Here is a 19922-nt window from a genome sequence, read left to right as displayed (position 1 = left end):
GGAAACTAGGATGAAAGAGATTATTGAAAAACTAGCAAAATTTGAAAATTTATCAGGTGTGGAAATGACGGATGTCATTGAGCGTATCGTAACTGGGCGTGTAACAGAGGCGCAGATTGCTTCTCTTCTATTGGCTCTTAAGATGAAGGGGGAAACACCTGAAGAACGCACAGCCATTGCCCAAGTCATGAGAGGTCATGCCCAACACATTCCAACTGAAATTCATGATGCCATGGACAACTGTGGTACAGGTGGGGACAAGTCTTTCAGTTTTAATATTTCCACAACTGCAGCCTTTGTCTTGGCTGGTGGCGGTGTTCATATGGCAAAACACGGTAACCGCTCGATTTCTTCTAAATCTGGTTCTGCAGATGTCCTCGAAGCCTTGGGCATCAACCTAGATCTCAAACCAGCTGAACTAGGTAAGGTCTTTGATAAAACTGGAATCGTCTTTCTCTTTGCTAAAAATATGCACCCAGCCATGAAATACATCATGCCAGCTCGTTTGGAATTGGGAATTCCAACGATTATGAACTTGACTGGTCCACTGATTCACCCAATGGCTTTGGAAACACAGCTTCTTGGAATTAGTCGTCCAGAACTTCTAGAAAGTACAGCTCAGGTTTTGAAAAATATGGGTCGCAAACGTGCCATTGTGGTTGCTGGGCCAGAAGGGCTAGATGAAGCCGGCTTGAACGGAACAACCAAGATTGCACTTCTTGAAAATGGCGAAATCACCTTGTCAAGCTTTACTCCAGAGGATTTGGGTATGGAAGGCTACGCTATCGAAGATATTCGTGGAGGCAATGCTCAGGAAAATGCAGAAATTTTGCTCAGTGTTCTTAAAAACGAACCAAGTCCATTCTTGGAAACTACGGTCTTAAATGCTGGTCTTGGTTTCTATGCTAATGGTAAGGTAGCTAGTATCAAGGAAGGAGTTGCCTTAGCCCGTCAAGTCATTGCTAGTGGCAAGGCCCTTGAAAAACTCAGACTGTTACAGGAGTACCAAAAATGAGTCAGGAATTTTTAGCACGAATCTTGGAGCAGAAGGCGCGTGAGGTTGAGCAGATGGAGCTGGAGCAAATCCAGCCCTTGCGCCAGACCTATCGCTTGGCAGAATTTTTGAAAAATCATCAGGATCGCTTGCAGGTAATCGCTGAAGTCAAGAAGGCTAGCCCTAGTCTGGGAGATATCAACCTCGATTTAGATATTGTGCAACAGGCCCAGACTTATGAAGCGAATGGCGCAGTAATGATTTCGGTTTTGACAGATGAAGTTTTCTTTAAAGGTCATTTGGATTATCTACGGGAGATTTCCAGTCAGGTACAGATTCCAACGCTGAACAAGGACTTTATCATCGATGAAAAGCAAATCATCCGCGCTCGCAATGCCGGTGCGACAGTCATCTTGCTCATTGTGGCTGCCTTGTCCGAAGAACGTCTTAAGGAACTGTATGACTATGCGACAGAGCTTGGTCTGGAAGTCTTGGTGGAAACTCACAATCTTGCTGAACTAGAAGTAGCCCACAGACTTGGTGCTGAGATTATCGGGGTCAATAACCGCAACTTAACCACCTTTGAAGTCGACTTGCAGACCAGTGTAGATTTGGCTAAACATTTCAAAGATGATTGCTTGTACATTTCTGAATCTGCCATTTTCACAGGGCAGGATGCGGAACGAGTAGCGCCATACTTTAACGGAATTTTAGTTGGGACAGCTCTTATGCAGGCAGAAGATGTGGCCCAGAGAATCAAGGAGTTGCAGATTGACAAAGGTTAAAATTTGCGGATTATCGACCAAAGAAGCGGTAGAAACAGCCGTTTCAGCAGGAGCCGACTATATCGGTTTTGTCTTCGCACCTAGTAAAAGACAAGTGACCTTGGATCAGGCTGCTGAGCTGGCAAAGTTTATTCCTGTAGACGTAAAAAAGGTTGGTGTATTTGTTTCACCAAGTCGAGCTCAACTGCTGGAAGCGATTGACAAAGTTGGCTTGGATTTGGTTCAAGTTCACGGTCAGATAGCGGATGATTTGTTTGAGGATTTGCCCTGTGCCAGTATTCAGGCTGTGCAGGTGGATGGAGAGGGTCATGTGCCCAATTCTCAGGCAGACTATCTCCTCTTTGATGCCCCTGTGGCAGGAAGTGGGCAGACCTTTGACTGGGCTCAACTGGATACGATTGGACTAACTCAGCCTTTCTTTATCGCAGGTGGCCTTAATGAAGACAATATAGTAAAAGCAATTCAACACTTTACTCCCTATGCAGTAGATGTATCGAGCGGAGTGGAGACAGATGGACAAAAAGATCATAAAAAGATTAGAAGATTTATAGAGAGGGTAAAGCATGGCATATCAAGAACCAAATAAAGATGGATTTTACGGAAAATTCGGCGGACGTTTCGTCCCAGAAACATTGATGACAGCAGTTTTGGAGTTGGAGAAGGCCTATCGTGAAAGTCAAGCAGACCCAAGTTTCCAAGAGGAATTAAACCAACTCTTACGCCAGTATGTGGGGCGTGAAACTCCTCTTTACTACGCAAAAAACTTGACCCAGCATATCGGCGGAGCCAAGATTTATCTCAAACGGGAAGACCTTAACCATACAGGAGCCCACAAGATTAACAATGCCTTGGGACAAGTTCTCCTCGCTAAACGCATGGGCAAAAAGAAAATTATCGCAGAAACTGGTGCTGGTCAGCACGGTGTGGCAACTGCAACAGCTGCGGCCCTCTTTAACATGGAATGTACCATCTACATGGGTGAGGAAGATGTTAAACGCCAAGCCCTTAATGTCTTCCGTATGGAACTTTTGGGAGCCAAGGTTGAGGCTGTGACAGATGGTTCGCGCGTGCTCAAGGATGCGGTCAATGCAGCCCTTCGTTCATGGGTGGCAAATATCGATGATACCCACTATATCCTTGGTTCTGCCTTGGGACCTCATCCTTTCCCAGAAATCGTTCGTGACTTCCAAAGTGTCATTGGTCGAGAAGCCAAACAACAGTACCGTGACTTGACAGGCCAAGATTTACCAGATGCCCTAGTAGCCTGTGTTGGTGGTGGTTCTAATGCTATCGGGCTCTTCCATCCATTTGTAGAAGATGAGTCAGTAGCCATGTATGGGGCTGAAGCAGCAGGACTTGGTGTGGATACAGAGCACCACGCAGCGACCTTGACCAAGGGACGTCCAGGTGTCCTCCACGGTTCTCTCATGGATGTGCTCCAAGATGCTCATGGTCAAATTCTTGAAGCCTTCTCTATCTCAGCAGGTTTGGATTATCCTGGTATCGGTCCAGAACATTCTCATTACCACGATATCAAGCGTGCCAGCTATGTTCCTGTGACAGACGAGGAAGCTTTGGAAGGATTCCAACTCTTGTCTCGTGTGGAAGGGATTATCCCAGCCTTGGAATCTAGCCATGCTATCGCTTTTGCAGTGAAATTGGCCAAAGAACTTGGACCAGACAAGTCCATGATTGTCTGTCTATCAGGTCGTGGTGACAAGGATGTGGTTCAAGTCAAAGACCGCTTGGAAGCAGATGCAGCAAAGAAGGGAGAATCTCATGCCTAAGACACTAACAGAAAAATTAAACGCTATTAAAGCAGCTGGAAAAGGAATTTTTGTTCCCTATATCATGGCTGGAGACCACGAGAAAGGTTTGGCTGGACTCGCTGAAACAATCAACTTTTTAGAAGATTTGGGTGTTTCGGCTATTGAAGTGGGTATTCCCTTTTCAGACCCTGTTGCAGATGGACCTGTTATCGAAGAAGCTGGCTTGCGCAGTTTAGCCCACGGGACCTCTACCCAGGCTTTGGTTGAAACCTTGAAAACCATTGAAACAGAGGTTCCACTGGTCATCATGACCTACTTCAACCCCCTCTTTCAGTACGGTGTGGAGAACTTTGTCAAAGATTTGGCAGATACAGCGGTTAAGGGCTTGATTATTCCAGACCTGCCTCATGAGCATGCCAACTTTGTAGAACCATTTTTGGCAGACACAGACATTGCTTTGATTCCTTTAGTAAGCTTGACCACAGGGATTGAGCGTCAGAAAGAGTTGATTGAAGGGGCAGAAGGCTTTGTTTACGCCGTTGCTATCAATGGGGTGACAGGGAAATCAGGCAACTACCGTGCAGACTTGGACAAGCACTTGGCACAATTGCATCAAGTGGTCGACATCCCAGTCTTGACAGGATTTGGCGTATCTAGTCAAGCCGATGTAGAACGCTTTAATGCGGTATCAGATGGCGTTATCGTTGGTTCGAAAATTGTAAAAGCTCTCCATGAAGGAGAGCAAATTCAGGACTTTATCAAACAAGCAGTAGCTTACCAAAAATAATCATGCAAGCAGCAAGTAAGAGGAAAGGCACAAAAGGAAGTCTTTCCTTTTTCTTTTGTAGGAGAAAGGCAAGAATCCCTGTAGCAGAAGCGAACTGAATCAAGATCAATAATTCGGTTACGCTAAAGACGAGAGCACAAGAAGCCAGAAAGAGGAAATCTCCTGCCCCCATGCGGATATCGATAAAATGCGCCAAAATTCCAAGGACAAGGAAGAAGACCATGACTAGATTCCAACCAGAGCAGACCATTAGGAGTAGATGAAAGACAATCCAGACCAGCAAGGGATATTCCTGATGGCGCAAGTCGTAGATACCCAAGGTCAAACCCGCAGTGATTAGGATGACTTGCCCCAAGGGAAGCAATTCCCAAGAGTAAAGCAGAAAGATAAGTCCTAAGCCTAGTTCAAAGAGGACATACCAGACTGGATAAGGAGCCTTGCAGTAGCGACAGCGAAAGCGATTGAGCACCTGCGAGAGAATAGGAATCAAATCTAAGGGACGCAAGCGAGTCTGACAGGAATCGCAGTGACTAGCCGGTCGGATAATGGAATGTTCTGGGAAACGGTCAATAACTAAACCAAGAAAGGAAGCGAGAATGCTCCCGACAAGAAAAAAATAAATATCAATCATACTTATCTATTCGTAAAAAATGGGAGAAGTAGTATAATGGAGAAACATAAACAAGATAGTGAGGTCAAGATGACAATTCGTTTTGAAGAAAATGTGGGCACAGAAAATGCTCAGCTCGTATGCCAATGGTCCAACTCCCTTGGTAAATCCTTTCAAGAACAATGGATGGGAACAATGATTCCTTTTCCCTTGACAATTCAAGTTTTGCAAGATTTGGAAGGAATCTTTTCAATCTTTGAAGGACAAGAGTTTGTGGGGCTTATCCAGAAAATCAGGCTAGAAGGCAGGAATCTTCATATCGGGAGATTTTTTATCAACCCTCAGAAGCAGGGGCAGGGCTTAGGTAGTCAGGCTTTAAGGAAATTTGTTAGTTTGGCATTTGAAAATGAAGACATAGATACTATTTCTCTAAATGTCTACGAGGCAAATCAAACAGCTCACAATCTTTACCAAAAAGAAGGATTTGAAATCGTTCAGATGGTTGAAGTACCTGAAAGGAAATACGTTATGAAGAAGGGGAGATAGGCGTTTAATTACAAATATAAAGAAAGCGAACAAAAATATTGCTTAACTTATCCATTGTTGACCAAAAGTAGAAGAGATATACAAAAAAGCCTTGATTCCAAGGCTTTTCCTGTTGTATTAGATGCCCCCTACATGGATTTGTAAGAACTTTTCATATTGAAAATAAACAAAAATGTTGAAATATAGCTGATTTTAGGGAAATACTTTTAGGTGTTTTCAATGTCAGGATTTAAAAATGGGGCAAAAGTGGGGCAAAAACGAATGACTCGTATTTGGTTTGAAAACCTATAATACCTAATGATTATGCTATTCTAGATATATAGTTTTGTTATAAATAAATGTCAGTGCGAGATCAAATTGGAGGATAAAATGGAAAAACAAATTAATGAAAAAAAAGCCTTGGTTCCCAAAGCTTTTTAATCTTATAAACTCATTAAAACAACTCCCAGTAAGGTGTGGAATGTTTTTTAGTCTGTGTCATATAAAAATAAATAGAATGAATAGCTATAGCTAGAGCTAAAATGGTTGTAATACTTACTACTATTATAGGATTAGAAGCAAAGATTAAAGAGAGAATCAAGGCAGCCAGATAGAGTGTAGCTTGGACACAGTAGTAACTTTTCGAATAGCGAAGATAGTGTTTGTTATAGGGCCCATTTGCTAGGACAGCAGCTTGGAAGAGGCCAATTCCGATATAAAAGAAGCTGGTTGCAAAGAGAAGATTAGTTTCAGGATTCAGAAGAAAACTCATCGAAACGGTCATCATAAGAAGTCCAATGAAAATAGGAAGAAGAGCTGCTAGATAGATTTCTAAACTTCGTAGACCTGTTATCCATAGAAAACCTTTGATACTTTCCCTATGAACATTATCGGTTGATTTTTTAAAAAACTCAACCAAATATTGAAAAAATAAGGTAAGGGTTAATGTACCAATAGCCCAACAGACATAATGAAAATATTGTTGCCAATCATCTTTAATCAAATTGGATATAAAGAGTAAAAGTCCCATATTGATAAACATGATTAGCATGTTAAATAAAGAGTTCTTTCCATAGCGATTGGTATAAACGGTTTGAATCATCCAGGCATTGATGAGAAGCAAGACAGACATGAAAAAATCAAGCAAAGAATTCCAAGTCAAAATACCGTTATGAAGATGGTGAATTAAAGCAGTTACTTTTGAAATCGCAAAAACAAAAACTAGATCATAAAAAAGTTCTGAATAATTTACACGTTTATGTTTAACAAGAGTTGTCATCTTAAGACCTTTCTATTTTAGAAGTACAATTTATTATAACAGAAAATGGTAATAAAAAAAAAGGAGATGCTTAAATAACTTCATGTGACGCGAATGAACTGCGCCACAAAAGTTAGGTTTTTTCTGTCTAACTTTTGGGGTGCAGTTCAGAAGGGGTGTTTTTTCTATCGTTTTTTAGTGCTAAGACTACACAAAAAAGCCTTGTAAATCAAGGCTTTTTCCTGTTGATTTAGATGCCCCCTACAGGGATTTGGAAAGGACTTTCATATTGAGAGCAATTAAAAATATTGAAATATAAGTGATTTTAGGTATTTTCAATGTCATGATTTAAAAATGGGACAAAAGTGGGGCAAAAACCATACAGATTCTAAACTGTATGGTTCTTTTTTTATCTAACCAAGAAAGGTTAAAACTTATTAAAACAAATGCAATCAACTGTTGAAAACTTTTTAGTCCGTGTAATATAAAAACAAGTAAAAAGTTGAACTATAGGGAATATTGTGTCATAATAGGTAATAGATGAATAATTAATAGATTGGAAATAATGCTTTCTTACCTTAACAAGTTGAATTGGTTATACATTTTTTCGTCGCAATTGTGTCTATCTCTCGAGTTTAGCTAGTTTTTATAAGCTCTGGCTTCTAATCAATATAACAAATTTTAGAAGTGCATAAGACAAGATGGTGACATTACTACAGTCATTTCTAGTCACCATATGTTGCTGGCACAGGCTGTTTGTAGTGTTGGCTATTTACTAGTCAGTTTAATCGGAGTGTTTAATTTTTATTGTTGAAAGGTTTTTATATGGCGAAAATTCTATCTTTAGGTCTGACAGGTAAGAAATTACTTGCTCAGGGGTTCTTGTTTGTTCTGCTAGGTCTCATCTTGATGGTCACGGGGACTTGGTTGCCAGTAAAGGTTATTCGACTGGTTCTGTTTTTAGCTTGGATAGCAACGGTCTTAGATTTAGTATTACGTATTTTCAAAAAAAGTCAGTCAACGGACACCTTGGGAGTTGCACTGGTTAAATTGTTAGTGCTGGGATATTTGCTTGGCTCCAATCTTGCGACGGATGTGCCGATTTATATTTTGGCTCTTGTGATTGGAGTTTATCAGATTTTTCATGCTAGTATTAACCTTGTCACCTATGTTCTCTACCGCAAAAACAAAATTCGACCTCGTTTTCGTCTCTTACTAGATGGACTCGTACTAGTTTTTCTTGGTGGGACTAGTCTTTTGTCCTCTACAGGAAATTCTGTCTTTCAACTCTTTGTATTAGGGGCTTATTTTTTCCTTTATGGTGTGTCCAATATCCGTGATGGTTTCTTGTTTGAGGAGGAAATTGGGAAAAACCATCTCAAACGTCGCATTAGAATTAGCTTACCTATTGTCCTAGCCGCTCTCATCCCTGCAAGAACTTTAGCAAAAATCAACAAATTCATGCAGGAAAATGCTGATGAGAGAGAGGATATCCATCTTGGAATGGTGAAGTCTGGTAAGACAGCGGAGCTTGAAATTTTTGTTCATACAGCTGAGACCTCTCTGTTTTCGGCAATTGGTCATGTGGATATCTGCTATCAAGGCCGTGTTATTTCTTATGGCAACTATGATCCGTCTTCTGAGACCTTATTTGGCATGGTAGGAGATGGTGTCTTATATTTCTGTGATCGTGACAAGTACATTGACCTATGTAAACGTGAGAGTCAAAAAACGCTTTTTGGTTATGGGATAGATTTGACGCCTGAAATGGAAAAAGCAGTTCAGAAAAAGTTGGCTGAATTGAAACAACTGACGATTCCATGGGAGCCAAGTGCAGATAAAATCATGACAGGTGATGGTAAGGAAGACTACACCTACGCTTATAAAATCAGACATGAGACAGATGGGGAACTTTATAAATTTATCAAATCTAAGTTTAAATCCTACTTTGTCTTATCTACAAACTGTGTGCTCTTGGCTGATACCATAGTCGGTCAGGCTGGCACCGATATCCTCTCACCCAAAGGATTTATCGCTCCAGGAACTTACCAAGCCTACCTTAATCGAGAGTTTGAAAAACCAAATAGTATAGTCGTATCTAAACATGTTTATTAAGGAGAATTTATGAACTTAGTAAAAAAATACACCCCGTTAATACTTTTTATAGGGCTGGTTGCTCTTGTAATTCTGAATGCATCGAGCTTTATATCAGGAGCAATCTCTCTCTTTGATGTAATATCAACCTTGATTTATGGTGCTGTTATTGCTTTTGTGCTTAATGTTCCTATGAAAAAAATTGAACAGTACTTAGTTAAATTGAAGGTAAAGGCAGAGTTGCGTCGTCCGATTGCCATGGTACTTGTTTTCCTAGCTCTTATCTTAATCGTGATTGCTCTTTTGGTTTTGGTGCTGCCAACCCTAGCCCAGACTATTAGTCAGCTGGGAACAGTCCTTTCAACAGTCCTTACTCAACTTGGGAAATTGCTAGGCAGCTCGGAATTTGTAACCAAAGACATGTTGTCAACTATCGTATCAGGCATACAGGGACAATCTAGTTCTATTAGCCAAGCTTTGATAGGTTTTTTATCAGGTCTGACTAGTAATATCGGCAATATTTTTTCAAGTTTGATGAATGCCTTTTTGATTATAGTCTTCACCTTTTTATTTTTATCCAGTAAGGAACATTTGGCAGCGATGACGAGTCGACTTCTAAAAGTTTTTCTTCCAGAGAAGGTGGTGATAAAGTTGACTTACATTGGACAAGTAGCACTAGAGACTTATGACCAATTTTTGATGAGTCAGCTGATTGAAGCAGTTATCATAGGAGTTATGATAGCGGTTGGTTACAGCGTGTTTGGGATACCCTATGGAGTAATGACAGGTATCTTTGCAGGAGTGCTATCGTTCATTCCTTATGTAGGGCCTATGATTGCTTGTGTTGTGGGAGCGATTTTTATCTTCACAGTGAGTCCTACTCAAGCCTTACTTTCTCTTCTTCTATATCAAGTTATACAGCTGATTGAAGGAAACCTTATTTATCCTAGAGTTGTAGGTCAGTCTATTGGTTTGCCAGCTATTTTCACGCTTGCGGCTGCTAGTATTGGAGGCAATCTCTTTGGCTTACTTGGGATGATATTCTTTACACCGATATTTGCTGTTATCTATCGATTGGTTAAGGAATTTGTCGTTGCAAAGGAAAATCAGCTAGATTAAGAAAAACTAAATTTAATAAGATATACTGAGAAGAGAGTGAGAGATTCTCTTCTCTTTTATTTTTAAATACTTTTCTACAAAAAGCTATTAGACGTTAAAAAAAGCCTTGGTTTCAAGGCTTATTTCTGTTGATTTAGATGTGCCCCCTGCAGGGCTCGAACCTGCGCCCCATAGCTTAAGAGTCTACTGCTCTACCAACTGAGCTAAGGAGGCAACAGAAAAAGCTGAGAATGTAACTTCCCAGCTATTTTAATATGCCCAAAATGGCAGCTAGATTATTTACGAAAGGCATCAAGGATATAGGTGAAACCAACAATTAAAAATGCAAAGGCAACGACATAAACGACAAAGACACTTGTAGCTACTGGATTGAACAAAATCACTAGACCTAGTAAAAATGCAAGCAACGCTATCCACATGATATGGTTGCCAATAATAGGGAAAATCAATGCCAGACGATTGCCTTTAAAGAAAACTATAATGGCTTCTACAATTAACCAAATTCCTAAAATAGTTGGAATGACAACTGGCAGCGTCACAAAGCCATAGGCAACGAGGTAAAGAGCTAAGAGAAGATTAACAATCCCTTGGAAAAGATGAGCTGGTGAGCGAAGCTCTTTTGGTACAGAGAAATAGCCTAAAATAGCTGCTATAGAAGAAACCAGTAAACCAAATGCAATCCACCAGCTGTAAGCAACAAGATTAGCTACTGGGTTTGTAAATAGGAAAAGTCCTAAAAGGACAAAAACAACTCCTGCAAGGAATAGCAGTAAACGATTAGAAAATTTCATTTCAATACCCCCTATATAGTATAGTTTGATAATAAAAATATTATACACCTTTTTAGAGGAAATGTCAATAAACAAAATGGAAAATTTGGAAGTTTCAGTCTGATTTATGAAAAGAAAATCAGTTTTTATTATTTTGAAAATAAAAAGAGAAGATAAAATTTGTCTTCTCTACATGAAAATATTGTATGGCATCAAAGCAAAAGTAACTGGCTTTACACTATTTGTAAAGATGTAATTTGATTCAAAAAGAAAAGATAGATTTAAAATGTGGGACAAATGATGGGGTAAATCAGTTATAGACAAGCAAAAAAAGCCTTGATTTACAAGGCTTTTTCCTGTTGTATTTAGATGCCCCCTACAGGGATCGAACCTGTGACCCACGGATTAAGAGTCCGCTGCTCTGCCAGCTGAGCTAAGGAGGCAAAGAAAAAAGCTGTATTGGTGCCGAAACTTCACGGTTTGTATTGAACCCGCGCAATTAAGCAGGTGGGCAACTCGCTCTAACTGAAGCTGTTTCCGTGTGAGACGGCCTACATGCTGTTAGAAGACTTTTGTTTCCCTAATAATACAAAAAATAGTCGGTCAACACTTAAGTGTGAAGTCGTACACCACAGCGTTTCTATGTTTATATGATACCACTTTTTCAAAAAAAATCAAGAGGAAAGCGCAATTTTTTGAAAAGGATTTCAGATTTTTCGCAAACGGTCGATAGCTTCCTTTCTTTGAGCCAAAGCCCGTTCATATTTACCAGTATCTTCTGCTTGGAAATAGTGATGATTGCGAATTTTTTCTGGCAGATAGTCTTGTTTAATCCAATTTCCAGGATAGTTGTGTGGATAGAGATAGTCTTGGGCATTCCCCAGTTCCTTGCTTCCACTGTAGTGCCCATCACGCAGGTGTCGCGGAATAGGCAAGTGCCCTGATGTTTTGAGGTCGGCAAGCGCCTTATCCATAGCTACATAGGCTGAGTTGGATTTTGGAGAAAGGGCCAAATCAATCACGACATTGGCAATGAGAATGCGGGCTTCTGGGAAACCAATCCTTTGTGCAGCATCCAGAGCAGTCACGGTGTGAATCTGAGCTTCAGGATTGGCCAAACCGATATCTTCATAAGCGATAACAGTCAAACGACGAGCGAGACTTGGCAGATCCCCAGCCTCAATCAAGCGGGCAGCATAGTGAAGACTAGCATCCACATCTGAGCCACGGATAGACTTTTGCAGGGCTGAGAGAACATCATAGTGGCCATCTCCGTCCTTATCCATGGTAATGTAGCTCCGCTGCAGGCTATTTTCCATGATGTCTAGGGTGATATGGCGAATGCCCTTGTCATTCTCAGGGGTAGAAAGAACTGCCAAATCCAGTGAGTTGAAGGCAGAGCGAAGGTCTCCGTTTGTAGAGGTAGCAATGAAATCCAGCGCATCCTCATCTAGTTCTACTGGAAAATCAAAACCACGCTCAGGATTACTTAGAGCTATCTGAAGAGCTTCTTTGACGTCTTGGTTAGACAGAGGTTCCAACTCAAAAATCTGAACACGGCTACGAATGGCAGGAGTGACAGAAAAGAAAGGATTTTCAGTCGTAGCGCCAATCATGATGACCAGACCACTTTCCAAGAGTGGCAGAAGAAAGTCTTGCTTGGTCTTATCGAGACGATGAATCTCGTCTAGTAATAGGACGAGACCACCTGAAAATTTAGCCTCTTCGGCGATTTCTTGCAGTCGTTTTTTACTATCAACTGTCGCATTGAAAGTTCGAAAGGCATACTTAGTAGTCCCAGCGATGGCTGAGGCAATACTGGTTTTACCGATTCCAGGAGGTCCGTAGAGAATCATGGAGGACAGGCGATTGGCTTCCACCATGCGACGGATGATTTTTCCAGGTCCGACCAGATGCTCCTGACCGATGACCTGGTCGATGGTTTTAGGGCGCATGCGAAGCGCGAGATTGTCTGGCATAGTAGTCCTTTCTAACGTGGATTTTAGTTTCATATTTTTTGAGCAGTATAACTCACCAAATGTATCTTACTATGTCCATTCTAGCCTATTAGTTGTGATATTTCAATGGTTTTGTAACATTTGGGGAGTGAGATAGAATCTTTTTGACCATTTAATTTGATGAAGAGAGGTATCAGCATGAGAGAATGGATTTTCCTTAAAACTCAAAATATGATAGTTGAACCTAAAGAAGTGGAAGTGCTGACTTATGAAATAATATTGCTAAATGTTATTGTATGAATTATAATGAAGGAGAGGTGATAAGTAATGGAACTACCAAGTCAGGAAGTTTTGATTTTTACAAAACAAATTCGTTATTGGATTCTTAGTGATAAGGTTATTTCAGGGGAAAGACAATTTATCTTTCGTGAAGATACTCCAAAAGAGATTTTGAATTTGTATGAAAAAATTAAACCTAAACTTGATTTTGCTTACCAAGAAGTTCATTCTAATAATTATGAATTAGAAAAATAGGTATGAATAAATTAGAAGCTCTTAGAACTGAATCTAGGATCTTTGATGGTATAAGAGAATAATACGTCTCATTCTTTACAATACGTGTAGCACGTGTTATAATGGTGTTGTCAGGAGGTAAAAGCGCTATGCCTATGACACAAAAAGAGATGGTTAAACTCCTTACGGCTCATGGTTGGATAAAGACTAGAGGCGGTAAAGGCTCCCATATTAAAATGGAGAAGCAAGGGGAAAGACCTATCACAATCCCTCATGGTGAGCTGAATAAGTACACTGAAAGAGGGATAAGAAAGCAAGCTGGGTTGTAAAATTCAGCCCCTGCTTTTTGATATGGAGGTAGTGAAATGTTAGTGACATATCCAGCTTTATTTTATTATGATGATACAGATGGGGTAAAAGCGACTTATTTTGTTCATTTCCCGGATTTTGAATACTCAGCTACACAAGGAGAGGGGATTTCTGAGGCTCTGGCTATGGGTTCGGAGTGGTTAGGCATAACTGTTGCAGATTTGATAGAGAATGATGAAGATTTGCCCCAGCCATCAGATATCAATAGCTTGTCTTTAATTGATAATGATCCTTTTAAAGATGATGAAGATTTCGTGTCAACCTATGACCTTGATAAATCTTTTATTTCTATGGTATCTGTTGATGTATCAGAATATCTAGGAAGTCAGGAACCAATTAAAAAGACCTTGACCATACCAAGGTGGGCAGATAAGTTGGGACGAGAAATGGGACTTAACTTTTCTCAGACTTTGACAGACGCTATTGCAGATAAGAAGATACAAGCTTAAGATTAAGTATGGTATAGTGGTACTAGTTAATAAAAAAAGCACGTCCAATTGTGCTAGTTACTTGTCTATTGATTTTATAGGTTTCTTAGCCCTTTTGAGGGCTTTTTATATTGATTTTTCAGGAAAAATAAAGAAATCTGACTTTTAAGAAAATCACTAATACCAAGGGTTTAAATGAGGTAATATGGTATAATTAGGACATAAAATAATTTTGTGGTAAGATGGTAGTATCTATTTTAGCATATTTCCGAGCAATCGGGGCGATTTAAGAGTCGCATAGAAAGAGGACAAAATGGCAACATACGGATTTTTAGATGTTTTAGAGGAAGAGTTGGAAAAGAACTTTCCCTTTGACTTTGAGATTAGCTGGGACAAGCGTAACCACGCAGTTGAAGTGAGTTTTCTATTGGAAGCGCAAAACGCTGCAGGTGTGGAGATGGTGGATGAAGATGGAGAGGTTTCATCAGATGATATCCTCTTTGAGGAAGCGGTGCTTTTTTACAATCCTGCCAAGTCAACCGTCAATACAGAAGACTATTTGACGGTCATCCCTTACTTGCCTAAAAAAGGTTTTTCTCGCGAATTTTTAGCTTATTTTGCGCTGTTCCTTAAAGATACTGCCGAGGTTGGGCTGGATGCCCTCATGGACTTTTTGGAAGACCCAGAAGCAGAAGAATTCGTCATGGAATGGAACCAAGAAGTCTTTGAAGAAGGGAAAGCAGGCTTGGAAGAGGGAGAATTTTATCCTTATCCGAGATACTAGGGATTATTGGGAGAGTTTATGAAAAAAATTGTGACGTATTTGATTCAGACAGTGTCTGTTCTTGTGATGATGCTAGCTTTTGCTTGTGGAACCATCGCATTTGCAGAGTTGGGGTATTCCGCAGTTTTAGTCTTTACTTTTGGTTATGCCTTCGCTCTTCTAAGTATGTATGTAATCTTTATTCTTCATGAACTGGGACATGCTTTTTGTGGCTACTTGACAGGCTATCGGCTGGTGGCTTTTGGGTTAGGACATTTTATTTTGACCAAAAAGTCAGGCAGGTTTCATCTTAGTAGAACAGCCATTCTGAAAAATGTTGGTGCTCAATACATTGGTTTAAAAGAGGATGAAAGCGATCAAAGAATCATCTTGATGCTTTCAGGAGGCTTGATAGTTCACCTTTGCTTGGTATTATTGGCAATACTTTTTGGTTTTTTGACAACAAACTGGTATTTTGCAGGCACTTGGATTTGTCTAAATTTATCTCTTTTTCTTTTCAATGCTCTGCCAGTTGGGATTACCGATGGAGCAAAAATTTGGGAATTGCTACAATACCCTGAAAATACAAAATACGTCTACCTGATGTTGAGGCATTCTGCCCAGACCTTGCTAGCTCCTCAAGAATATGATTTAAAAGACTTTATCATGTCTGTTGATGAGGATGTGAGAGGGAGTTTTGCAGAAAGTGTTCGGACTCTTCAGGGATTGGTATTCATATTGGATGATAATATAGAGCTTGCAAAGCAACAGTTTCAGTCTGTGTTAGAGAAAACAGATAATCCAATGTCTAAAACTAGTTCTCAATTATACCTTCTTCAAATTGCTCTGATAGAAGGAGATAATAAGAAAGCGGAAGAATATGCAAGTATTCGAGGGGTCAAATCCTTTTTATCTCTAAAAACAGCAGATATGCAGGTCATTCAAGCCTGGTATCAATTTAAGGTAAAGAAAGATGTAGTTCAAACTCACAAGACTATGAAGATTGCTAGACAGAAAATGAATAGCAGCCGGATGTTACGGGATGAGAAAAGATATTATGAAAACTGGTTAGCCGAGCTGGAAAAGGAATTAGCCGAAGGAGTCTAATATGGAAATAGAAATTTCTGATTTTACAGGATCTAAGATTGCCTTGATTTGTGGGGATAAGGTCTTGACTATCTTACGTGATGACAAGGACGATATTCCTTGTCCCAACATGTGGGAGTTGCCAGGTGGTGGTCGTGAAGGGGACGAAAGCCCTTTCGAGTGCGTAGCGCGTGAAGTTTATGAGGAACTGGGAATTCATTTAAATGAAGATTGTTTGCTTTGGGGCAAAATTTATCCTAGCGTAATCTTTGAAGGCAAGCAATCGGTCTTTATGGTTGGTCAGCTAAGAAAAGAACAATTTGATAATATTACCTTTGGGGATGAAGGACAGGTCTATAAACTGATGCCTATTGAGGAGTTTTTGAAGTCTAAACAAGCTGTGCCTCAGCTCCAGGGGAGATTGAGGGATTATTTAAAAGTAAGTGATTAGAAAGGATGGTTCGGTTACATTTCTAAACTGAACCCGCCCTAAACACTGTGCCCAAAAGATAAACTTCTCATAGACACAAGCGTCTTCAGAAAAGTTTCTATTTTGGCTTTGTGTTTTACGGGCTTGGTATCTTAAATATGGAAACATGGCAAGAGTTAAAAGTTACGGTTAAGCGTGAGGGGGAGGAGCTGGTCTCCAATCTCTTGATTGAGCTGGGGGCGCAAGGTGTTGCGATCGAAGACAGTATGGACTATGTGGGAAATGTGGATCGCTTCGGCGAGATTTTCCCAGAGGTTGAGCAGCAAGAAGAAATCGTGGTGACAGCCTATTACCCTGATACGGTTGATGTAGCAACAGTTGAGGCAGATTTGCAGGCTCGCCTAGCAGAATTGGCAGACTTTATGGATTTGGGGGAGGTCAAGATGGGCACTACTGCCTTGGCTGAAGAAGACTGGGCCGATAACTGGAAGAAATACTACGAGCCAGCTCGAATTACTCATGACTTGACCATCGTGCCGTCTTGGACAGACTATGAGGCGACTGCTGGAGAAAAGATTATCAATCTGGATCCAGGGATGGCCTTTGGGACAGGAACCCACCCAACTACCAAGATGAGCCTTTTTGCCTTGGAGCAGATCCTTCGTGGTGGCGAAACGGTGCTGGATGTGGGGACTGGTTCAGGTGTCCTTTCCATTGCCAGCTCGCTTCTAGGTGCCAAGGAAATTTTCGCCTACGACCTAGATGATGTGGCAGTTCGTGTGGCTCAGGAAAATATTGAACTCAACCCTGGTATGGAAAATATCCATGTAGCAGCAGGAGATTTGCTTAAGGGTGTGGAAATTGAGGCAGATGTGATTGTGGCTAATATCTTGGCGGATATCCTCATTCATCTGACAGATGATGCTTATCGTTTGGTCAAGGATGAAGGATACCTGATCATGAGTGGGATTATCAAGGACAAGTGGGACATGGTGCGCGAGTCGGCTGAGTCAGCTGGATTTTTCCTCGAAACTCACATGATTCAAGGGGAATGGAATGCCTGCGTCTTTAAGAAGACCAAGGATATTTCAGGTGTGATTGGAGGCTAACATGCAGCAGTATTTTGTAAAAGGCAGTGCAATCCCTCCTGTCACCATCGAGGACAAGGAAACCAGCAAGCATATGTTTCAGGTTATGCGCCTGAAGGAAGATGAAGAGGTTACTTTGGTCTTTGATGATGGAATCAAGCGCTTGGCGCGCGTGCTGGATGTGGAAGCCCGTCAGTTTGAGTTGATTGAAGAGTTAGCTGACAATGTGGAGCTACCAGTCCAAGTGACCATCGCATCCGGCTTTCCTAAGGGAGACAAGCTGGAGTTCATTACTCAAAAAGTAACCGAACTGGGTGCCAGCCAAATCTGGGCCTTTCCTGCCGACTGGTCGGTCGCCAAGTGGGATGGCAAGAAATTGGGCAAAAAGGTTGAAAAACTAGAAAAAATTGCCCTTGGAGCAGCAGAGCAAAGTAAGCGTAATATCGTTCCAAGTATTCAGCTTTTTGAAAGGAAAGCAGACTTTCTAGCCCAACTTGACCAGTTTGACCGCGTCGTAGTAGCTTATGAAGAGTCGGCCAAAGAAGGAGAAGCCGCTGCACTTTTACAAGCAGTCACTGGTCTTGAAAAAGGAGCCAAATTGCTCTTTATCTTTGGTCCAGAAGGTGGCCTGTCACCTGCAGAAATTGCAAGCTTTGAAGCCAAAGGAGCTATTTTGGCAGGACTTGGCCCTCGCATTTTACGAGCAGAAACAGCACCACTTTACGCTTTATCAGCCCTTAGTGTTTTATTAGAATTAGAGAAATAAGAGGAAGAAAATGGAACAAAAACACCGTTCAGAATTTCCAGAGAAGGAACTTTGGGATTTAACAGCCCTATACCAAGACCGTGAGGATTTCTTACGTGCGATCGAGAAGGCTCGCGAAGACATCAACCAATTTAGCCGTGACTACAAGGGTAATCTTCATACTTTTGAGGATTTTGAGAAGGCCTTTGCGGAATTGGAACAAATCTACATTCAGATGAGCCATATTGGCAACTACGGTTTTATGCCACAGACGACAGACTACAGCAATGAAGAATTTGCTAATATCGCCCAAGCTGGGATGGAATTTGAAACAGATGCCAGCGTAGCCTTGACCTTCTTTGATGACGCCTTGGTGGAAGCTGATGAGGAAGTCTTGGACCGTTTGGGTGAATTGCCTCACTTAACGGCAGCCATTCGTCAGGCAAAAATCAAAAAAGCCCACTATCTAGGGGCTGATGTGGAGAAGGCCTTGACCAATCTGGGTGAAGTTTTCTACAGTCCACAGGATATTTACACTAAAATGCGAGCTGGGGACTTTGAAATGGCTGACTTTGAAGCCCATGGCAAGACTTATAAAAACAGCTTTGTGACTTATGAGAATTTCTACCAAAACCACGAGGATGCTGAGGTTCGTGAGAAATCCTTCCGTTCCTTCTCAGAGGGACTTCGTAAGCACCAGAATACAGCAGCTGCAACCTATCTAGCTCAGGTTAAGTCCGAAAAACTCTTGGCTGATATGAAGGGATATGACTCTGTCTTTGATTATCTTCTAGCTGAGCAAGAAGTGAACCGTGCCATGTTTGATCGTCAGATTGACCTCATCATGAAGGATTTTGCGCCCGTTGCTCAGAGATACCTCAAGCATGTTGCCAAGGTCAATGGTCTTGAAAAGATGACCTTTGCCGACTGGAAATTAGATTTGGACAGCGCCCTCAATCCTCAAGTGACCATTGACGACGCCTATGATTTGGTCATGAAGTCAGTAGAACCTTTGGGGCAAGAATATTGTCAGGAAGTTGCTCGCTATCAAGAAGAGCGCTGGGTGGACTTTGCTGCTAACAGTGGCAAGGATTCCGGCGGTTATGCGGCGGATCCATATCGCGTGCACCCTTATGTCCTCATGAGCTGGACAGGCCGTTTGAGCGATGTCTATACCTTGATTCATGAAATCGGGCATTCTGGTCAATTCATCTTTTCAGACAATCATCAGAGTTACTTCAATGCTCACATGTCGACCTACTATGTCGAAGCGCCGTCAACTTTCAATGAATTGCTTCTCAGTGATTACTTGGAGCACCAATCTGACGACCCTCGTCAAAAACGCTTCGCTCTGGCTCACCGCTTGACAGACACCTACTTCCATAACTTTATTACCCACCTCTTGGAAGCAGCCTTCCAGCGTAAGGTTTATACATTGATTGAAGAAGGAGAAACCTTCGGGGCAAGCAAACTCAATAGCATTATGAAGGAAGTTTTGACGGATTTCTGGGGAGATGCCATTGAAATTTATGATGATGCGGCTTTGACTTGGATGCGCCAAGCTCACTATTACATGGGCTTGTATAGCTACACTTACTCGGCAGGGCTTGTCATCTCGACTGCAGGTTACCTCCATCTTAAAAACTCAGAAACTGGAGCTGAAGACTGGCTCAATCTCCTCAAATCAGGTGGTAGCAAGACACCGCTTGAGTCAGCTATGATTATCGGAGCGGACATTTCAACGGACAAACCACTTCGTGATACCATCCAGTTCTTGTCAGACACAGTTGACCAGATTATCGCCTACAGTATCCAGTTGGGAGAGTAGAGG

The 19922-nt window shown here is 41.3% G+C and carries 21 protein-coding genes and 2 tRNA genes; 17 read left to right on the top strand and 6 right to left on the bottom strand.

Going from position 1 to position 19922, the window contains the following annotated elements; all coding sequences use genetic code 11:
• Window positions 1–10 precede the first annotated feature (10 nt).
• From trpD to trpA, 5 genes are read left to right on the top strand one after another with little or no spacing between them, the layout of a single operon-like run.
• The gene (gene trpD, locus CJ239_RS09650) at window positions 11–1015 is read left to right on the top strand and encodes an anthranilate phosphoribosyltransferase (protein WP_102211401.1); all 1005 of its coding nucleotides are present in this window, start codon (window positions 11–13) and stop codon (window positions 1013–1015) included.
• Entirely contained in the window at window positions 1012–1779 is a 768-nt protein-coding gene (trpC, locus tag CJ239_RS09645) for an indole-3-glycerol phosphate synthase TrpC (protein ID WP_102211400.1), read from the top strand. Before trpD ends, trpC begins: the two co-directional genes overlap by 4 nt.
• On the top strand, window positions 1766–2365 hold the full coding sequence (locus CJ239_RS09640) for a phosphoribosylanthranilate isomerase (RefSeq protein ID WP_180958264.1): 600 nt from the start codon (window positions 1766–1768) through the stop codon (window positions 2363–2365). Before trpC ends, CJ239_RS09640 begins: the two co-directional genes overlap by 14 nt.
• Window positions 2343–3566 (top strand): tryptophan synthase subunit beta, encoded by a 1224-nt coding sequence (gene trpB, locus CJ239_RS09635; protein ID WP_102211398.1) that lies wholly within the window; start codon window positions 2343–2345, stop codon window positions 3564–3566. The genes CJ239_RS09640 and trpB overlap by 23 nt, the downstream gene beginning before the upstream one ends.
• On the top strand, window positions 3559–4335 hold the full coding sequence (gene trpA / locus CJ239_RS09630; protein WP_102211397.1) for a tryptophan synthase subunit alpha: 777 nt from the start codon (window positions 3559–3561) through the stop codon (window positions 4333–4335). The genes trpB and trpA overlap by 8 nt, the downstream gene beginning before the upstream one ends.
• On the opposite strand, the gene CJ239_RS09625 is transcribed toward trpA, so the two are convergent.
• Window positions 4307–4966 carry an A24 family peptidase gene (locus CJ239_RS09625; RefSeq protein WP_102211396.1) on the bottom strand — a complete coding sequence of 220 codons (660 nt, stop codon included), beginning with the start codon at window positions 4964–4966 and terminating at the stop codon, window positions 4307–4309. The two genes, trpA and CJ239_RS09625, sit on opposite strands and share 29 nt — an antisense overlap.
• 69 nt (window positions 4967–5035) lie before the next feature.
• On the opposite strand from CJ239_RS09625, the gene CJ239_RS09620 reads away from it, so the two are divergent.
• A complete protein-coding gene (locus tag CJ239_RS09620; protein ID WP_180958268.1) occupies window positions 5036–5491 on the top strand; it encodes a GNAT family N-acetyltransferase in 456 nt (151 codons plus the stop codon).
• 433 nt (window positions 5492–5924) lie between these two features.
• Here CJ239_RS09620 and CJ239_RS09615 read toward each other — a convergent pair whose 3' ends face one another.
• Window positions 5925–6749 (bottom strand): low temperature requirement protein A, encoded by an 825-nt coding sequence (locus CJ239_RS09615; protein WP_102211394.1) that lies wholly within the window; start codon window positions 6747–6749, stop codon window positions 5925–5927.
• Window positions 6750–7553: 804 nt separating this feature from the next.
• On the opposite strand from CJ239_RS09615, the gene CJ239_RS09605 reads away from it, so the two are divergent.
• Complete coding sequence (locus tag CJ239_RS09605; RefSeq protein ID WP_001062783.1) at window positions 7554–8843, top strand: membrane protein; 1290 nt, start codon at window positions 7554–7556, stop codon at window positions 8841–8843.
• 9 nt (window positions 8844–8852) lie between these two features.
• Window positions 8853–9941 carry an AI-2E family transporter gene (locus CJ239_RS09600; protein WP_004256071.1) on the top strand — a complete coding sequence of 363 codons (1089 nt, stop codon included), beginning with the start codon at window positions 8853–8855 and terminating at the stop codon, window positions 9939–9941.
• Window positions 9942–10081: 140 nt separating this feature from the next.
• Here the strand turns inward: CJ239_RS09600 and CJ239_RS09595 are convergent.
• From CJ239_RS09595 to CJ239_RS09580, 4 genes are all read right to left on the bottom strand, one after another.
• Window positions 10082–10154, bottom strand: a tRNA-Lys gene (locus tag CJ239_RS09595).
• A 62-nt stretch (window positions 10155–10216) separates the two neighbouring features.
• Window positions 10217–10732: a DUF308 domain-containing protein gene (locus CJ239_RS09590; RefSeq protein WP_102211393.1), complete on the bottom strand. Its 516-nt coding sequence runs from the start codon at window positions 10730–10732 to the stop codon at window positions 10217–10219.
• 349 nt (window positions 10733–11081) lie between these two features.
• Window positions 11082–11154, bottom strand: a tRNA-Lys gene (locus CJ239_RS09585).
• 264 nt (window positions 11155–11418) lie between these two features.
• Window positions 11419–12690 carry a replication-associated recombination protein A gene (locus CJ239_RS09580; RefSeq protein WP_102211392.1) on the bottom strand — a complete coding sequence of 424 codons (1272 nt, stop codon included), beginning with the start codon at window positions 12688–12690 and terminating at the stop codon, window positions 11419–11421.
• A gap of 306 nt (window positions 12691–12996) precedes the next feature.
• On the opposite strand from CJ239_RS09580, the gene CJ239_RS09575 reads away from it, so the two are divergent.
• The 9 genes from CJ239_RS09575 to pepF all read left to right on the top strand — a co-directional run bounded on the left by CJ239_RS09575 (window position 12997) and on the right by pepF (window position 19919).
• Window positions 12997–13203, top strand: a complete 207-nt coding sequence (locus tag CJ239_RS09575; RefSeq protein ID WP_102211391.1) for a hypothetical protein — start codon at window positions 12997–12999, stop codon at window positions 13201–13203.
• Window positions 13204–13331: 128 nt separating this feature from the next.
• Window positions 13332–13511, top strand: coding sequence for a type II toxin-antitoxin system HicA family toxin (locus tag CJ239_RS09570; RefSeq protein ID WP_001132287.1), 180 nt, complete (start codon window positions 13332–13334; stop codon window positions 13509–13511).
• A gap of 36 nt (window positions 13512–13547) precedes the next feature.
• Window positions 13548–14000, top strand: a complete 453-nt coding sequence (locus CJ239_RS09565) for a type II toxin-antitoxin system HicB family antitoxin (protein ID WP_102211390.1) — start codon at window positions 13548–13550, stop codon at window positions 13998–14000.
• Between the two features lie 292 nt (window positions 14001–14292).
• Window positions 14293–14763, top strand: coding sequence for a DUF3013 family protein (locus CJ239_RS09560; protein ID WP_102211389.1), 471 nt, complete (start codon window positions 14293–14295; stop codon window positions 14761–14763).
• A gap of 18 nt (window positions 14764–14781) precedes the next feature.
• A complete protein-coding gene (locus CJ239_RS09555; RefSeq protein ID WP_102211388.1) occupies window positions 14782–15849 on the top strand; it encodes a M50 family metallopeptidase in 1068 nt (355 codons plus the stop codon).
• Window position 15850: 1 nt separating this feature from the next.
• Window positions 15851–16279, top strand: coding sequence for an NUDIX hydrolase (locus CJ239_RS09550; RefSeq protein WP_102211387.1), 429 nt, complete (start codon window positions 15851–15853; stop codon window positions 16277–16279).
• Between the two features lie 137 nt (window positions 16280–16416).
• A complete protein-coding gene (gene prmA, locus CJ239_RS09545; protein ID WP_102211386.1) occupies window positions 16417–17367 on the top strand; it encodes a 50S ribosomal protein L11 methyltransferase in 951 nt (316 codons plus the stop codon).
• A gap of 1 nt (window position 17368) precedes the next feature.
• Window positions 17369–18112, top strand: coding sequence for a 16S rRNA (uracil(1498)-N(3))-methyltransferase (locus tag CJ239_RS09540; protein ID WP_102211385.1), 744 nt, complete (start codon window positions 17369–17371; stop codon window positions 18110–18112).
• 10 nt (window positions 18113–18122) lie between these two features.
• Window positions 18123–19919: an oligoendopeptidase F gene (gene pepF, locus CJ239_RS09535; protein WP_102211384.1), complete on the top strand. Its 1797-nt coding sequence runs from the start codon at window positions 18123–18125 to the stop codon at window positions 19917–19919.
• Window positions 19920–19922 lie beyond the last annotated feature (3 nt).

The sequence above is a fragment of the Streptococcus sp. UMB0029 genome, assembly GCF_002871495.1.
GTDB lineage: Bacteria > Bacillota > Bacilli > Lactobacillales > Streptococcaceae > Streptococcus.
The sequence above is the reverse complement of the archived record's forward strand: the minus strand, read 5'-3'. Positions and strand labels throughout refer to the sequence as shown.

Coding starts and splice junctions, on each gene's coding strand:
- trpD (WP_102211401.1), top strand. CDS start 11: ATGAAAGAGATTATTGAAAAACTAGCAAAATTTGAAAATTTATCAGGT.
- trpC (WP_102211400.1), top strand. CDS start 1,012: ATGAGTCAGGAATTTTTAGCACGAATCTTGGAGCAGAAGGCGCGTGAG.
- trpB (WP_102211398.1), top strand. CDS start 2,343: ATGGCATATCAAGAACCAAATAAAGATGGATTTTACGGAAAATTCGGC.
- trpA (WP_102211397.1), top strand. CDS start 3,559: ATGCCTAAGACACTAACAGAAAAATTAAACGCTATTAAAGCAGCTGGA.
- CJ239_RS09625 (WP_102211396.1), bottom strand. CDS start 4,966: ATGATTGATATTTATTTTTTTCTTGTCGGGAGCATTCTCGCTTCCTTT.
- CJ239_RS09620 (WP_180958268.1), top strand. CDS start 5,036: ATGACAATTCGTTTTGAAGAAAATGTGGGCACAGAAAATGCTCAGCTC.
- CJ239_RS09615 (WP_102211394.1), bottom strand. CDS start 6,749: ATGACAACTCTTGTTAAACATAAACGTGTAAATTATTCAGAACTTTTT.
- CJ239_RS09605 (WP_001062783.1), top strand. CDS start 7,554: ATGGCGAAAATTCTATCTTTAGGTCTGACAGGTAAGAAATTACTTGCT.
- CJ239_RS09600 (WP_004256071.1), top strand. CDS start 8,853: ATGAACTTAGTAAAAAAATACACCCCGTTAATACTTTTTATAGGGCTG.
- CJ239_RS09590 (WP_102211393.1), bottom strand. CDS start 10,732: ATGAAATTTTCTAATCGTTTACTGCTATTCCTTGCAGGAGTTGTTTTT.
- CJ239_RS09580 (WP_102211392.1), bottom strand. CDS start 12,690: ATGCCAGACAATCTCGCGCTTCGCATGCGCCCTAAAACCATCGACCAG.
- CJ239_RS09575 (WP_102211391.1), top strand. CDS start 12,997: ATGGAACTACCAAGTCAGGAAGTTTTGATTTTTACAAAACAAATTCGT.
- CJ239_RS09570 (WP_001132287.1), top strand. CDS start 13,332: ATGCCTATGACACAAAAAGAGATGGTTAAACTCCTTACGGCTCATGGT.
- CJ239_RS09565 (WP_102211390.1), top strand. CDS start 13,548: ATGTTAGTGACATATCCAGCTTTATTTTATTATGATGATACAGATGGG.
- CJ239_RS09560 (WP_102211389.1), top strand. CDS start 14,293: ATGGCAACATACGGATTTTTAGATGTTTTAGAGGAAGAGTTGGAAAAG.
- CJ239_RS09555 (WP_102211388.1), top strand. CDS start 14,782: ATGAAAAAAATTGTGACGTATTTGATTCAGACAGTGTCTGTTCTTGTG.
- CJ239_RS09550 (WP_102211387.1), top strand. CDS start 15,851: ATGGAAATAGAAATTTCTGATTTTACAGGATCTAAGATTGCCTTGATT.
- prmA (WP_102211386.1), top strand. CDS start 16,417: ATGGAAACATGGCAAGAGTTAAAAGTTACGGTTAAGCGTGAGGGGGAG.
- CJ239_RS09540 (WP_102211385.1), top strand. CDS start 17,369: ATGCAGCAGTATTTTGTAAAAGGCAGTGCAATCCCTCCTGTCACCATC.
- pepF (WP_102211384.1), top strand. CDS start 18,123: ATGGAACAAAAACACCGTTCAGAATTTCCAGAGAAGGAACTTTGGGAT.